Below are 14761 nucleotides of genomic sequence, written 5' to 3' on the forward strand. Positions count from 1 at the left end.
TGCTTTCGTGTGACGATCGTAGGCCGGTGTTGACGGCTCGAATGCCAGGACGGTGGTAGTGTGCGCGCCTCGCTGATCCAGATCGCGGTAGACCCGGACGAACCGGTCGACGCCCGACGGGCCCGCGTGGCCCGTCTCGTACGGGAGGAATCCGGCCACGCCGACCTCGTCGTCCTCCCCGAGCTGTGGCCCATGGGGGCCTTCGCGTACGAGCAGTTCGCCGCCGAGGCCGAGCCGCTGAACGGCCCGACGCACCGGGCGATGGCGGAGGCCGCGCGGGACGCCGGGGTCTGGCTGCACGCCGGGTCGTTCGTCGAGGCGGAGGGCGGCGCCCTCTACAACACCTCGCTCGTCCTCTCCCCCGACGGCGAACTCGCCGCCTCCTACCGCAAGATCCACCGCTTCGGCTTCGACAAGGGCGAGGCGGTGATGATGGCCGCCGGGGAGGACCTGGTCACCGTCGACCTGCCGCACCTCACGCTCGGCGTCGGCACCTGCTACGACCTGCGCTTCCCCGAGCTCTTCCGCGGCCTCGTCGACGCGGGCGCCCAGGCGTTCGTCGTCCCCGCCGGCTGGCCGGCCCGCCGCCGCGCGCACTGGACGCTCCTCGCGCAGGCGCGGGCGGTCGAGAACCAGGCGTACGTCCTCGCCTGCGGCACCGCCGGCACCCACGCGGGCGTCGAACAGGCCGGGCACTCGATCGTCGTCGACCCGTGGGGCGAGGTCCTCGCGGAGGCCGGCCCGGACGAGGAGATCCTGCGGGTCGTCCTCGACCCGGCGAAGGTGACGGCGACGCGCGAGCAGTTCCCGGCCCTCAAGGACCGCGTCCTGGGCATCGCGGCGCCGCGCGTCCGCCGCCCCTGAGGCGGCCGGGCGGTCGGGCGGTCAGCTGTCGGGCGTGAGCGCGGCGAGGCCCTTGCTCAGGTCCTCCCCGTTCATGACCGGCGTGTAGGAGATCTTGGCGCCGAGTTGGAGGAAGAAGGGCTCCGAGATCTTCGGCATCTGGGACGGGTCGGCCAGGTCGAAGAAGATGAAGGCGGTCCGACAGCCGTCCTGGGCCGTGAAGTAGGCGGCCTCGGGTCGGAGCTCCGCCATGGCCTTCTCCACGATCTTCTGCAGGGTGCCCTGCTTGATGGCCTCGTTGGAGGCCTGGGTGTCCATCTGGACCTTCAGCAGCATGCGCATGACGCGGCCTTTCCGACCGGGCAGGCGCTCCGTTCGGTACGCACCCTCGACACCCGGACGCGCTCACTTCCAGCGTCTCTCCTCCAGCCCGGCGGGACCACTCGGGCCTACGCCTGCGCCTCCGCCCACAGCTGGCCGACCCGGGAGAAGCCCGCGCGGACCGCGCCGCCCCGGGTGAGCGCCGCGCGGTCCACCCCCGCGAAGATCAGCGCCAGGGACAGGTCCGCCGCGCCCGCCCGGCCCGACACGGTGACGTCGAGCCGGCGCCGGCTGCCGCGCCCCGCCCCGCTCACCGACACGGTGACCCCCGGGTCCTCGGCGTCCGCGGCGCGCTCCAGCGTCCAGGAACGCCGGTCCCGCGCCCACAGCCGGTAGTGGTCGCCGCCGTACCGCAGCTGGAGCGCCCGCTGCCGGGCCGTCGCGCCGATCCTGTTGCGGGTCATGTAGACGTGGGCGTCGCCGACGCGGAGGGTCGCGCGGTTCAGGGTCGGCAGCCGGATCGTCTCCGTGTGGATGCCCCGTGTCTCGTACGACGCCGGCGGGAGCAGACCGCCCCGCAGCTCCGAGACGACGACCTCCTGCACGGTCTGCCGCAGCGGCGCCTCCACGGTGATCTCGCCGAACTCGGCGGAGGCGCCCCGCCAGCCGGCCCGCCGCTCGTACCCCTTGCCCTCGCGCCACGGGCGCAGCGCGAACGGTGTGACGGTGGTGTGCATGGCGCCCCCTGATGTGCCTCCGGCCGTTTCAGACGACGATCGCATGAAGGGACGCGCGCTCCGCCTCCGGGTCCGGGGCGTACTCCGCCCAGGCCGCCGCCAGCCTCCGTACCGCCTCCGTGAGGATCTCGGGCGGTGCGAGGAAGTGGAGCCGGAGGTGGCGGAGGCTGCCGCCGAGGGCGTCCGTCGTGGCGCCCGGGAGGACGGCGACCCCATGGCGGAGGGCGAGTTGGGCGAAGGAGACGCCGTCGCCGTGCGGGAGCCGCACCCACAGGGTCTGGCCGCCGGCCGTCGGCGCGCAGGACCAGGAGGGCAGCCGCCGGGCGAGCTCGGCCCTGAGGTGGTCGTGGCCCGCCCGTGCCGCCGCCGTGCGGGCGGCCAGGACCGGGGCGAAGTCGTCGAGGAGGCGGGTCGCGGCGAGTTGGGACGGGAGGTCGCTGCCCAGGTCGTGGAGGGCCTTGAGCCGGGCGAGGCGGGCGATCAGCGGCGCCGGACCCCGTACCCAGCCGATCCGCAGCCCGCCCCACACGACCTTGCTCAGCGAGCCGACCGCGATCACCTCGCCGTAGGAGGAGAGCGACGGCTGCCCTTCTCCCGGGGTGAACGCGAGGTCGGCGAGGACCTCGTCGTCGACGAGCGGCACGCCCAGCGCGGTCGCCGCCTCGACGAGCCGGCGGCCGGCGAGCGGCGGCAGGACGGTCCCGGTGGGGTTCTGGAAGCGGGGCACGACATAGGCCAGGGCCGGACGGTGACGTTCCATCACCCGTACCGCCTCCGCCACGTCCACGCCGTCGGGGCCCACCGCCACCGGCAGCGGTACGGCCGCCGCCTCCCGGAAGAGGTCGAGCGCCCCCGGATACGTCGGCGCCTCCACCAGCACCCCGTCGCCGGGCGCGAGCAGCAGCCGGGTGAGGAGCGAAAGGCCCTGCTGGGCGCCGGTGGTGACGAGGATCCGCTCCGGACCGGTCGGCACGCCCCGCGCCGCGTACCGCGCGGCGACCGCCGCCCGCAGCGCGCCGAGCCCGGCCGGGTGGTAGCCGAGGTCCGCGTCCGGCAGGACGAGCGAGCGGTACGCCTCCGCCAGCTCGGGCGGCGGCTGCGAGGGCGCGGCGCAGCTCAGCAGGATCACGTCGTCGGGCGCCTCCAGGAGGTGCAGGAAGAGCGGGTTCGACGTCTCGGTCACCCGGGGCCGTTCCGGCGCGAGCGCCGCCCGGGCGACCCGGGTGCCGCTGCCCTGCCGCCGTACGAGCCGCCCCTCCTGGCGCAGGGTGTCGTAGGCGGCGACGACCGTCGTACGGCCCACGGCGAGGGCCGTCGCGAACCGCCGGTCCGGCGGCAGCCGCGTGCCGGGCGGCAGCGCGCCCTCGTCGATCAGCCGGCGCAGCCGGGCGGCGAGCAGGAGGTAGAGCGGGCCGCGCCCGGCGGACCAGCGGCCGAGCCGGGCGACCAGCGCGTCGATCGTGTCGGGGGAGGGACTGATTGGCTCCATCGCCGAACCAATCTGCCGGGATTGGACCTGGGAAGGCAAACGGCCGGTCCACAGACTGGGCACATGAGCCACGCCGACTCCGCAGACTCCGCAGCAGCGTTCCGTACCCGTCCCGAGACGCTCGCCGTCCACCCGCCCCACGTCGAGATCACCGGCAGCAGGCCGCTCGGCGTCCCCCTCCACCAGGGCCACGTCTTCGCCTTCGACTCGGCCGACGCCCTCGCCGAGGCCTTCACCTCCCCCGACGCGTTCATGTACAGCCGCCACGGCAACCCCACTGTCCGCACCCTGGAGAACGCCGTGGCCCGCCTCGAAGGCGGGGCCGCCGCCCTCTCCTTCGCCTCCGGCATGGGCGCCGTCAACGGCGTCCTCCACGCCCTGCTCGGCAGCGGGGGCCATGTCGTCGCCCAGACCTGCCTGTACGGCGGTACGTACGCGGTCCTCACCGACCTCGCCACGCGCTGGGGCGTCGACGTCACCTACGTCTCCGGTACGGACCCGGAGGAGGTGCGCGCGGCCCTGCGCCCCGAGACCCGCCTCCTCTACCTGGAGACCATCGCCAACCCGACGACCCGCGTCTCCGACCTGCCCGCGCTCGCCGCCGTCGCGGGCGAGGCCGGGGTGCCGGTCGTCGTCGACAACACCTTCGCCTCCCCGCTGCTCTGCCGGCCCCTCCACCACGGCGCCGACATCGTCGTCCACTCCGCCACCAAGTACCTCGCGGGGCACGCCGACGTCCTCGGCGGTGTCGCCGTCTTCAAGGACCCCGACCTCCACCGCAGTGTCCGCCGCCACACGATCGAACAGGGCGCGTCCACCGACCCGTTCGCCGCCTGGCTCACCCTGCGCGGCATGCAGACCCTGTCGCTGCGCATCGCGCGCCAGTGCGCGAACGCCGCCGAGCTCGGCGCCCGGCTGGAAGCGCACCCGGCGGTCACGGCCGTCCGCCACCCCTCCCTCGCGAGCCACCCGGACCGGGAGATCGCCGAGCGGCTGCTGCCGGACGGGGGCGGCGGCGTGATCTCGGTCGACCTCGCGGGCGGCCGCGAGGCGGGCCGGACGTTCGTCGAGGCGGTCCGGGTGGCATCGCTGAGCGTCTCCCTGGGCGACGTGAAGACCCTGGTGATGCACCCGGCCTCCACCTCGCACCACCAGCTCGACGCGGAGGCCCTGGCGGCGGCGGGCATCGGGCCGGGCACGGTCCGGATCTCGGTCGGCATCGAGCATGTCGAGGACCTGTGGACGGACCTGGAGCAGGCCCTGGCCAAGGCGGTGTGAGGAGCCGTCAGCGTCAGTCCTCGCGCTCCCGCTCGGCCATCCGGATCACGCACACGGCCACCGCGACGAGCAGCGCCGCGTCCGCGTCCTCGCGGACGACGTTCACGGCGTACGTGTCGCGGACGCGGAACCACTGCCGGGAGATGTGGGCCAGGAGCTCGCCGTCGTACTCGACGGTGAACTCCCGGTCCAGGATCCGGCCGCTGACGTCCAGTTCGGTGCCCTCGACGAGGGTCACCCGGTAGTGGTTGCGCAGGAGCGAGAGCCGTTTGCGGCGGATGGTCGCGAGGGGGCGGTCGTCCCGCTCGATCGTCATCGCGTCCCGGAGGCTGAACATCTTCTGGCGCAGGGTGATCAGGACCTGCCCGTCGGGGTCCTTCAGCTCCAGGGTGTCGCGCAGCCGCATGGCCTTGCCGTCGACGAGGAAGGCGTGGCGGCCCTGCTCGTCCTCGATCCAGTAGTCGTCGCCGATCGCGAAGATCTTGTCCCGTACGAGATATTTCACGCGGATATGCCTGCCCCGTGATCGCTCGGCTCACGCCGAGAAATAGCGGACGAAGGCGTCCGGGGTCGCGCCGAGCGTCTCGCCGAAGGGCGAGTCGAGCTGATGGATCAGCAGCACCGTGAACGCGATGAACCCGGAAAGACCCATCACCATCACCACATGGGTCGTGCTCTTCTTGATCCCGAAGAGGAACATGAACGCCAGCGTCAGCGCGCCGCCGATGATCAGGCCCGTCCACAGCACCGGCGAGAGCCGCTCCTGCGCCGCCGCTTCCCGGCCGCGCCGCGCGTCGTCGACGTAACCGAGCTGGGCGAGCACCTCCTGCGCGGCGATGTGCTCGGACACCTTGTCGGAGTCGGACACCTCGCTCGCGCGCCGCAGCTGTTCGAGCATCGCCCAGCCGGAGGCGTCGAGGGGCTCGCGGGCGGCCATCGCCGGCCACTCGACGCCGACGACGTGGTTCGCGTACGAGCGGGCGGCGTCGCGCAGCGGCTGCCGATGGCCGGCGGGGAGCGCGTCCGCGAGCAGGTACGTCTGGTGCAGGGCGCTCGCCTCGGCCTGGACGTGGTCGGCGGCGGAGGAGCGGGTGTCCCAGACGGAGACCAGGCAGAGGCCGAGCACGACGGCGTAGAGGACCGACACCATCATGGCGATGTACTCGGCGACGTCCTCGCGCGGTTCCTCGTCCTCGCCGACCGGGAAGAGCCGGGTCTTGGCGACGACGGCGAGGGCGGCGACGAACGCGACGCCGAGGACGACGACGAGCGTTTCGAACAGGGCCACGGTCAGCCCCGCCGGTTGCCGAGGAGGGCCGCGGCGATCGCCGCGGGGATCAGAAGCAGCAGCAGGGTGATCACGATCCCGAGCTCGTGCGCCTCCCGGCCACGGCGCCGCAGCCGCCCGAGGAAGCCCTCGTCGTCGGGGGCGGCGGCGCGGAGGGCGGCGGGGGCAGTGGTGGTGCCGGGCCGCTCACCGGCGACGGGTTGGGTGCCATCCGGCCCGACGGCGGGCGGTGCCGGCGGCGGAGGGGGAGGCGGAGCCGGTACGGGAACGGCCCCGGTGGCGACCCCCGCGCCCCCGGGAGCCACGACCGCACCTGCCGCAGCCGCCGTACCGCCCGCAGCACCCCCCGGAATCGCGGGAGCCCCCGCAGCCCCGGCAACTTCAGCAGGCCCAGCAGGCCCAGCGGGCCCAGTGGCCCCAGCAACCCCCACACCCCCAGGAGCCCCTGGAACGGCACTGCCCCCCGGCGCCCCACCGCTCCCCGGCCGATTCGGCTTGGGCGCCGCGACGCTCGCGCGTCGCGGGAGGGTGAAGACGGCCGAGGACCGGGCGGTGAGCGTCGGCGCGAGGAGGCGCTCGCCGCCGGGCCCGTAGGTGGTGACCCGGTCGCTGCCGGAGGCGATCCCGGTGCTCCGGTGGGTGCCCGGCGGCCGCCGCACGACGGCCGTACAGCGGGCCGAGGCCCCGGGCGCGAGCACGGCGACGGTCCCGCCGCCCGCCCCGCAGTCGAGGGAGCCGGGCGCGAGCCCCAGCCCCGGGTCCTCGACGCGTACCGCGTGGACGGCCCGGTTGCCGCGATTGGTCACGGTGTACGCGACGCCGACCGACCCCGCCCCAGACCCCGACCCAGACCCCGACCCCACCCCCAGGCCTCGCCCCGCGCCCGCACCGGCTCCCGGCACCGTGACCCGCTCGGTGAGACGGAGGCCGCCGGCGACCCCGGTGTACCCGGTGCGGGCGGTCGCGGTGAGCCGCCGCCGCAGCGACGGGATGTCGCCCTCGACGCGCGCGGTGGCCCGGCGTACGCCGCCGACCGCCGGGAACCGGGCGACGCACTCCAGCTCCCCGAGCGCGGCGAGCGTGCGCCCGGGGCACCGCACGGCCCCGGCGGGCACCGCCGGATCGACGACCCGGACCCCGTACAGATGGGCCTCCCCGCTGTTCACGAGGCGGTACCGCTTCACGACCTGCGCCCCGACCCGTACGGCCGGCGGCCGCAGCCCGCTGTGCCCCCGCCCGTTCACGGTCACGGTCATCCGTAGCGCCCCGTCCCCGACCCCACCCGCCGCCCACGCCCCGGGGAGTCCGGGCAGGGCCAAGCAGGGCAGGACGAGCAGCCCCACCAGCAGTCCGCCTCTCACCCGATGGCGGTAATAGTCCGATGATCTGCCCACGCGCGTCATGGGGGCCATGCTCACCAGCCCACCCTCCGACCCCACCCCCGGACACGCACCCCCGCCCCGCCCGGCCCCCACTTTCCACCCGTACGGCACCCTTGACCCATGAGCGACCCCGCGACCGCACCCGCGCCCCGACGTGCCCGTGTCCGTGCCCCCGAGCTGATCGGCAAGGGCGGCTGGCTGAACACGGGAGGAGACGACCTCACCCTCGCCGACCTGCGAGGAAAAGTCGTTCTTCTCGACTTTTGGACCTTTTGCTGTGTGAACTGCCTCCACGTCCTCGACGAGCTGCGGGACCTGGAGGAGAAGCACCGCGACACGCTCGTCATCGTCGGTGTGCACTCGCCGAAGTTCGTGCACGAGGCCGAGCATCAGGCCGTCGTCGATGCCGTCGAGCGGTACGAGGTGCATCACCCCGTGCTCGACGACCCGGAGCTCGCGACCTGGAAGCAGTACGCCGTCCGGGCTTGGCCGACGCTCGTCGTGATCGACCCCGAGGGGTACGTCGTCGCCCAGCACGCCGGTGAGGGGCACGCCAACGCGATCCGGACCCTCGTCGAGGAGCTGGAGGCCGAGCACGAGGCCAAGGGGACGCTGCGGCGCGGGGACGGGCCGTACGTGGCGCCGGAGCCCGTCGCCACCGACCTCCGCTTCCCCGGCAAGGCGGTCCTGCTGCCGTCCGGGAACCTCCTCGTCTCCGACACCACCCGGCACCAGCTCGTCGAGCTCGCGGCGGACGGGGAGACCGTCGTGCGGCGGATCGGGGAAGGGGTGTTCCGGGAGCCGCAGGGCCTCGCGATGCTGCCCGACGGCAAGATCGTCGTCGCCGACACCGTGAACCACGCCCTGCGCGTGTTCGACCCGGAGAGCGGCGCGATCGAGCTCGTCGCCGGCACCGGAAAGCAGTGGTGGCAGGGGTCGCCCACGTCCGGGCCCGCCCTGGAGGTCGACCTGTCCTCGCCGTGGGACGTCGCCTGGTGGCAGGGCAAGGTGTGGATCGCCATGGCCGGCGTCCACCAGATCTGGACGTACGACCCCGAGAGCGGGACCGTCGAGGTCGCCGCCGGGACGACGAACGAGGGCCTCGTCGACGGGCCCGCCGCCGAGGCCTGGTTCGCGCAGCCGTCCGGGCTCGCCGCCACCGAGGACCGGCTGTGGATCGCCGACTCCGAGACCAGCTCCGTGCGCTGGATCGACACCGAAGGAATCGTCCACACGGCCGTCGGCACCGGGCTCTTCGACTTCGGGCACCGCGACGGCGCCGCCGACCAGGCCCTGCTCCAGCACCCGCTGGGCGTGACCGCCCTCCCCGACGGCTCGGTCGCGATCAGCGACACGTACAACCACGCCCTGCGCCGCTTCGACCCGGCGACGGGCGAGGTGACGACGCTCGCCACCGATCTGCGCGAGCCGAGCGACGCCGTGCTCGTCGACGGCGACATCGTGGTCGTCGAGTCCGCCCGGCACCGGCTGACGCGGCTCCGCCTGCCCGAGGAGGCCGTCCAGGTCGAGTCGGTCGCCCACCGCACCAAGCGCGAGGCCACGGAGGTCGCCCCCGGCCGCCTCCGCCTGGATGTCGTCTTCCAGGCCCCGACGGGCCAGAAGCTCGATGACCGCTACGGCCCGTCGACGCGGCTCCTGGTCTCCTCGACCCCGCCGGAGCTGCTGCTCGGCGGCGAGGGCACGGGAACCGATCTCTTCCGTGAGCTCGACCTGAACCCGGAGCTGACCGAAGGCGTCCTGCACGTCTCCGCGATGGCCGCGTCATGCGACGACGACCCCGCCAACGAGTACCCGGCCTGCCACGTCCACCAGCAGGACTGGGGCGTCCCGGTGAAGATCACGGAGACGGGCACGGCCCGCCTCCCCCTGATCCTCGCGGGCATGGACGCCTAACGCACGATCCCCTGGTTCCTGGACGGGCGCCCTGCGGCCCCGTCCAGGCACCCGGCCACCCACGCCGCCGGGTCGTGGACGGCCCGTTCGCCGCCCATCCCCTGCCGCTCCATGAGCGCGCACTCCCCGGCGAGCAGCGCCTTCGTGCGCGAGCCGTCGACGTCGTACCCGCGGATGCGGGAGGCCAGGATGTAGCCGCCCTCGTACGCGATGTCCGTGCCCCACGGCGGCCGGTCGTCGTACCGGTCGATGACGACGCCCGCCGCCGCCGCGGCGAGCGCGACGGCGACGGTGATACCGGCGGTGAACTTCCCCCGGGACGGGCCCTCGTGACGGTGCATGAGGACGAGGCTGCCGGGCGGGGCCTTTCGTCGATGTTTCGCTCGGCGCCCCGGACGTGCTCAGCCCTCCAGGAAGGCGACCAGGGCGTTTGCGAGGAGGTACGGGTCGTCGGCGCCGCAGAGTTCGCGGGCGCTGTGCATCGAGAGGATCGCGACGCCGATGTCGACGGTCTTGATGCCGTGGCGGGCGGCGGTGATCGGGCCGATCGTCGTGCCGCAGGGCATGTCGTTGTTGGAGACGAACGACTGCCAGGGCACGCCCGCCTTCTCGCAGGCGGCGGCGAAGACGGCCCGGCCGCTGCCGTCGGTGGCGTACCGCTGGTTGACGTTGACCTTGAGGATCGGGCCGCCGTTGACGCGCGGGTGGTGCGTCGGGTCGTGGCGCTCCGCGTAGTTGGGGTGGACGGCGTGGCCGGTGTCGGAGGAGAGGCAGACCGTGCCGGCGAAGGCGCGGGCGCGGTCCTCGTAGGCGCCGCCGCGGGCGTAGACCGAGCGCTCCAGGACGTTGCCGAGCAGCGGGCCCTGGGCGCCGGTGTCGGCCTCGGAGCCGTTCTCCTCGTGGTCGAAGGCGGCGAGGACCGGGATGTACGGCAGGTCGTCGCGGCCCGCGAGGGAGGCGAGCGCGGCGACGGCGGCGTGGACGGAGAGGAGGTTGTCCATGCGCGGTCCGGCGAGGAGTTCGCGGTCGCGGCCCAGGTAGGCGGGCGCCTCGACGGGGTGGACCATGAGGTCCCAGCCGGTGACGTCCTCGGCGTCGACGCCGGCCTCGGCGGCGACGAAGGAGATCAGGTCGCCCTCGTGGACCTTGCCGATGCCCCAGATGGGCTGCATGTGGCGCTGGCGCTCCAGCTTGAGGCCGTCGTTGGCCCCGCGGTCGAGGTGGATGGCGAGCTGCGGGACGCGCAGCAGCGGCCGGTCCACGTTGACGAGGTGGTGGCTGCCGTCGCGGAGGGTGAGGCGGCCGGCGAGGCCGAGGTCGCGGTCGAGCCAGGTGTTGAGGAGGGTCCCGCCGTAGATCTCGACGGCGACCTGACGCCAGCCTTGGGCGCCCATGTCGGGGCGGGGCTTGACGCGCAGGTTGGGGGAGTCGGTGTGGGCGCCGACGATCCGGTACGGGGTGTGGGCGGCGGCGCCCTCCGGCACGTACCAGGCGATGATCGCGCCGCCGCGGACCACGTACTTCCCGCCGCTCGTCCCGTCCCACTCGGCGGTCTCCTCGACGCGCCGGAAGCCGGCCTTCTCCAGGCGTGAGGCGGCGCTCGCCACCGCGTGGTACGCCGACGGGGAGGCCGTCAGGAAGGACATGAGGTCATCGGTGTGACCGCGGTCGAAGGGGCCGGCCGTGGGGCGGGAAGCTGCGCTGCTCATGGGCTCCACCTTACGCAGCACGGCTCCTGAGGGGCCGGTGGGTACCGGCGCCCACATGGGCCTGGCAAGTGAGCCCGGCTGGAGCGCCCCGGAGGTGAACCGAGCCGTAAAAAGAAAACAGCACGGCCCGCCCCCCTCCCCGGGGACGGGCCGTGCCGGCAGGACGTGGTGGCGTTCCTTAGAACGCGGCCTCGTCCAGGTCCATCACCGAGGAGTCGATCGCCTCGGCGAGCGCGCGCTCGGCGGAGACGCCCGGCAGGACGTTCGCGGCGAAGAACTTCGCGGCCGCGATCTTGCCCTGGTAGAAGGCGACATCCTTGCCCGTGGCGCCGGCGGCCAGCTTCTCGGCGGCGACAGCGGCGCCCTTGAGGAGCAGGTAGCCGACGACGACGTCGCCGGAGGCGAGCAGCAGGCGGGTGGTGTTGAGGCCGACCTTGTAGATGTTCTTGACGTCCTCGCCGGTGGCGGTGAGGTCGGTGATCATCGTGCCGACGATGCCTTCGAGGTCGACGGCGGCCTTGGCGAGCGCGTCGCGGGCGCCGGCCAGCTCCTCGCCGCCGGTGCCGACCGCGAGGAACTTCTTGATCTCCTCGGAGAGCGTGTTCAGGGCGGCGCCCTGGTCACGGACGATCTTGCGGAAGAAGAAGTCCTGGCCCTGGATGGCCGTGGTGCCCTCGTAGAGGGTGTCGATCTTGGCGTCCCGGATGTACTGCTCGATCGGGTACTCCTGGAGGAACCCGGAGCCGCCGAAGGTCTGGAGCGACTGCGCGAGCTGCTCGTAGCCCTTCTCGGAGCCGTAGCCCTTGACGATCGGGAGCAGCAGGTCGTTGAGACCGTGCAGCGCCTTGACGTCCTCGCCGGCCGCTTCCTTGAGCGCGATCTCGTCCTGCACGGAGGCCGTGTAGAGGACGAGGGTGCGCATGCCCTCGGCGTACGCCTTCTGCGTCATCAGCGAGCGGCGGACGTCGGGGTGGTGCGTGATGGTGACCTTGGGCGCGGCCTTGTCCATGAAGTTGGCCAGGTCGGTGCCCTGGACGCGCTCCTTGGCGTACTCCAGGGCGTTGAGGTAGCCCGTGGAGAGGGTGGAGATCGCCTTCGTGCCGACCATCATGCGGGCGAACTCGATGATGAGGAACATCTGGCGGATGCCCTCGTGCTTGTCGCCGATGAGCCAGCCCTTGGCGGGGTGCTGGTCGCCGAAGGTCATCTCGCACGTGTTGGAGGCCTTGAGGCCCATCTTGTGCTCGACGTTGGTGGCGTAGACGCCGTTGCGGGCGCCGAGCTCGCCGGTCTCCCAGTCGAACTCGTACTTCGGGACGAGGAAGAGGGAGAGGCCCTTGGTGCCGGGGCCGGCACCCTCGGGGCGGGCGAGGACGTAGTGGAGGATGTTCTCCTCCATGTCGTGCTCGCCGGAGGTGATGAAGCGCTTCACGCCCTCGATGTGCCAGGAGCCGTCCTCCTGCTGGACGGCCTTGGTGCGGCCGGCGCCGACGTCCGAGCCGGCGTCGGGCTCGGTGAGGACCATGGTGGAGCCCCAGCGCTTCTCGACCGCGATCTGGGCGACCTTCTTCTGCGCCTCGTTGCCCTCGTTGTAGAGGACGCCGGCGAACGCCGGGCCGGAGGAGTACATCCAGATGGCCGGGTTCGAGCCGAGGAGGAGCTCCGCGTAGGCCCAGACGAGGGAGCGCGGGGCGGTGGTGCCGCCGATGCCCTCGGGGATGCCGAGGCGCCAGTACTCGGAGTCCATGAAGGCCTTGTAGGACTTCTTGAAGGAGGCCGGTACGGGGGCGGTGTTGGTCTCCGGGTCGAAGACCGGCGGGTTGCGGTCGGCGTCGGCGAAGGACTCCGCGAGCTCGTTCTCGGCGAGGCGGCGGATCTCGTCGAGGATGCTCTTGGCGGTCTCGACGTCCATCTCCTCGAACGGACCGGTGCCGTACACCTTGTCGCGGCCGAGCACCTCGAAGAGGTTGAACTCGATGTCGCGGAGATTCGACTTGTAGTGCCCCATGGCGACGGCTCCGTAAAGGCTCGGGGAGGCAGGTTCCTCGTACACGTACCAGCGAGTAGCAACACGCTCTCTCCGATGATGCTACCCACCGGTAATAAGAGCAACCCCTTCCGGGCCATCTGTGACGCAGTAGGCTCAGGGCCCATGTACGGCTACGACCAGAATCCGGGTGCCCAGCAGCAGTACGCCCCGCCGCAGCAGGGGTACGCGCAGCAGCCTCCGCTCTATCCGGAGCCCTCGCCTCCGTCTCTTGCCGACGCCGTACGCGCCTTCACGACCGGCACCCTCGCCCCCGAGGACTTCCAGCAGATCTTCGCGACCTCGAAGGTCTACTGCCCGCGCGGCGACAACCCCGGCTTCCTGGCCCTGCACAACACCCAGCAGCCGGTGATCCCGATGTTCACCACGCTCAAGGAGCTGCGGCGGTACGCGGGCAAGGAGTCGAAGTACTTCGTCATCACCGGCGCCGAGGTGATCGACCTGCTGCCGACCGGCTACGGCTTCGTCCTCGACATGGAGGGCGACCACCGCATGGTCTTCGACGCCAAGGCCGTGGAGCAGATGGTCGACTACGCGATGCGCCGGATGTACGGCTGACCGATTCTTGACCCCATGGGGCGCCCGGGAGGAATTCCTCCCGGGCGTTCCGCGTTCCAGGTGGCAGAAAGTTCAGTGTTCAACTAAAGTGGACGTACAAGGTCGCACCTAGGAGGTCCGGTCATGCCCGCTGTGACTGTCGAGAACCCGCTCACCCTGCCGCGCGTCGCCGCCCCGGCCGACGCCGGCTCCCGCCCCGTGCTCGCCGTCACGACGGCCCCGTCCGGCTTCGAGGGCGAGGGTTTCCCGGTGCGACGCGCGTTCGCCGGGATCAACTACCAGTACCTCGACCCGTTCATCATGATGGACCAGATGGGCGAGGTGGAGTACGCCCCCGGCGAGCCCAAGGGCACGCCCTGGCACCCCCACCGAGGCTTCGAGACCGTCACCTACATCATCGACGGGACCTTCGACCACCAGGACTCCAACGGCGGCGGCGGCACCATCACCGACGGCGACACCCAGTGGATGACCGCAGGTCAAGGCTTGCTTCATATCGAGGCCCCGCCGGAGTCCCTCGTCGTCAGCGGCGGACTCTTCCACGGTCTCCAGCTCTGGGTGAACCTGCCCGCGGCCGACAAGATGATGGCCCCGCGCTACCAGGACATCCGCGGCCGCCAGGTCCAGCTGCTCACCTCCCCCGACGGCGGCGCGCTGCTCCGCGTCATCGCGGGCGAGCTCGACGGCCACGAGGGCCCGGGCATCACCCACACCCCGATCACGATGATCCACGCCACCCTGCGGCCGGGCGCCGAGATCAGCCTGCCGTGGCGCGAGGACTTCAACGGCCTCGCGTACGTCCTCGCCGGCCGCGGCACCGTCGGCGCCGAACGCCGCCCCGTCCACATGGGCCAGACCGCCGTCTTCGGCAAGGGCGGCGCGCTCACCGTCCGCGCGGACGAGAAGCAGGACGGCCACACGCCGGACCTGGAGGTCGTCCTCCTCGGCGGGCAGCCGATCCGCGAGCCCATGGCGCACTACGGCCCGTTCGTCATGAACACCCAGGCCGAACTCCGCCAGGCCTTCGAGGACTTCCAGGCGGGCCGGCTCGGCACGATCCCGGCGGTCCACGGGATCGGCGAGTAGGAGTACGTACGTCACAGGAGGAGCAGCAGGCGTACGTACGTAACCGGTGGTGACGTGCCGTCACCCGTACGGCCGTCAGCACGCGACGACACGCCGACGGGCGTGGTCC

Annotated in this window: 14 protein-coding genes; 5 read left to right on the forward strand and 9 right to left on the reverse strand. The window is 72.6% G+C overall.

Features of this window, described 5'->3' with window-relative positions; genetic code table 11:
• Positions 1–60: 60 nt before the first annotated feature.
• Positions 61–864, forward strand: a complete 804-nt coding sequence (locus OG357_RS19835; RefSeq protein ID WP_329622408.1) for a carbon-nitrogen family hydrolase — start codon at positions 61–63, stop codon at positions 862–864.
• A 21-nt stretch (positions 865–885) separates the two neighbouring features.
• Here OG357_RS19835 and OG357_RS19840 read toward each other — a convergent pair whose 3' ends face one another.
• The 3 genes from OG357_RS19840 to yczR form a co-directional block, all read right to left on the reverse strand.
• On the reverse strand, positions 886–1185 hold the full coding sequence (locus tag OG357_RS19840) for a hypothetical protein (protein WP_329622409.1): 300 nt from the start codon (positions 1183–1185) through the stop codon (positions 886–888).
• 107 nt (positions 1186–1292) lie between these two features.
• Positions 1293–1901, reverse strand: a complete 609-nt coding sequence (locus OG357_RS19845) for a hypothetical protein (protein WP_329622410.1) — start codon at positions 1899–1901, stop codon at positions 1293–1295.
• 28 nt (positions 1902–1929) lie between these two features.
• Positions 1930–3390, reverse strand: coding sequence for an aminotransferase-like domain-containing protein (gene yczR, locus OG357_RS19850; protein WP_329622411.1), 1461 nt, complete (start codon positions 3388–3390; stop codon positions 1930–1932).
• Between the two features lie 63 nt (positions 3391–3453).
• On the opposite strand from yczR, the gene OG357_RS19855 reads away from it, so the two are divergent.
• On the forward strand, positions 3454–4668 hold the full coding sequence (locus tag OG357_RS19855) for a trans-sulfuration enzyme family protein (protein WP_329622412.1): 1215 nt from the start codon (positions 3454–3456) through the stop codon (positions 4666–4668).
• A gap of 13 nt (positions 4669–4681) precedes the next feature.
• On the opposite strand, the gene OG357_RS19860 is transcribed toward OG357_RS19855, so the two are convergent.
• The 3 genes from OG357_RS19860 to OG357_RS19870 are packed head-to-tail and all read right to left on the reverse strand — an operon-like array spanning position 4682 to position 7317.
• Entirely contained in the window at positions 4682–5173 is a 492-nt protein-coding gene (locus tag OG357_RS19860) for an LURP-one-related/scramblase family protein (RefSeq protein WP_329622413.1), read from the reverse strand.
• A gap of 30 nt (positions 5174–5203) precedes the next feature.
• Entirely contained in the window at positions 5204–5956 is a 753-nt protein-coding gene (locus tag OG357_RS19865) for a bestrophin-like domain (protein WP_329622414.1), read from the reverse strand.
• A 2-nt stretch (positions 5957–5958) separates the two neighbouring features.
• Entirely contained in the window at positions 5959–7317 is a 1359-nt protein-coding gene (locus OG357_RS19870) for a hypothetical protein (RefSeq protein ID WP_329622415.1), read from the reverse strand.
• 141 nt (positions 7318–7458) lie between these two features.
• On the opposite strand from OG357_RS19870, the gene OG357_RS19875 reads away from it, so the two are divergent.
• Positions 7459–9252 carry an NHL domain-containing thioredoxin family protein gene (locus OG357_RS19875; RefSeq protein ID WP_329622416.1) on the forward strand — a complete coding sequence of 598 codons (1794 nt, stop codon included), beginning with the start codon at positions 7459–7461 and terminating at the stop codon, positions 9250–9252.
• Here the strand turns inward: OG357_RS19875 and OG357_RS19880 are convergent.
• The 3 genes from OG357_RS19880 to OG357_RS19890 all read right to left on the reverse strand — a co-directional run bounded on the left by OG357_RS19880 (position 9249) and on the right by OG357_RS19890 (position 12969).
• Entirely contained in the window at positions 9249–9593 is a 345-nt protein-coding gene (locus OG357_RS19880) for a hypothetical protein (RefSeq protein WP_329622417.1), read from the reverse strand. The two genes, OG357_RS19875 and OG357_RS19880, sit on opposite strands and share 4 nt — an antisense overlap.
• Positions 9594–9653: 60 nt before the next feature.
• Entirely contained in the window at positions 9654–10961 is a 1308-nt protein-coding gene (locus OG357_RS19885; protein WP_329622418.1) for a M18 family aminopeptidase, read from the reverse strand.
• A gap of 178 nt (positions 10962–11139) precedes the next feature.
• A complete protein-coding gene (locus OG357_RS19890; protein WP_329622419.1) occupies positions 11140–12969 on the reverse strand; it encodes an acyl-CoA dehydrogenase in 1830 nt (609 codons plus the stop codon).
• Between the two features lie 144 nt (positions 12970–13113).
• Between OG357_RS19890 and OG357_RS19895 the strand changes: the two genes are divergently transcribed.
• Together OG357_RS19895 and OG357_RS19900 are read left to right on the forward strand one after the other, a co-directional pair.
• A complete protein-coding gene (locus tag OG357_RS19895) occupies positions 13114–13566 on the forward strand; it encodes an SseB family protein (RefSeq protein ID WP_317597074.1) in 453 nt (150 codons plus the stop codon).
• Between the two features lie 123 nt (positions 13567–13689).
• The gene (locus tag OG357_RS19900) at positions 13690–14652 is read left to right on the forward strand and encodes a pirin family protein (protein WP_329622420.1); all 963 of its coding nucleotides are present in this window, start codon (positions 13690–13692) and stop codon (positions 14650–14652) included.
• The last annotated feature ends 109 nt before the right edge of the window (positions 14653–14761 follow it).

It is taken from the genome of Streptomyces sp. NBC_01255, assembly GCF_036226445.1.
In the GTDB taxonomy this organism is placed as follows: domain Bacteria; phylum Actinomycetota; class Actinomycetes; order Streptomycetales; family Streptomycetaceae; genus Streptomyces.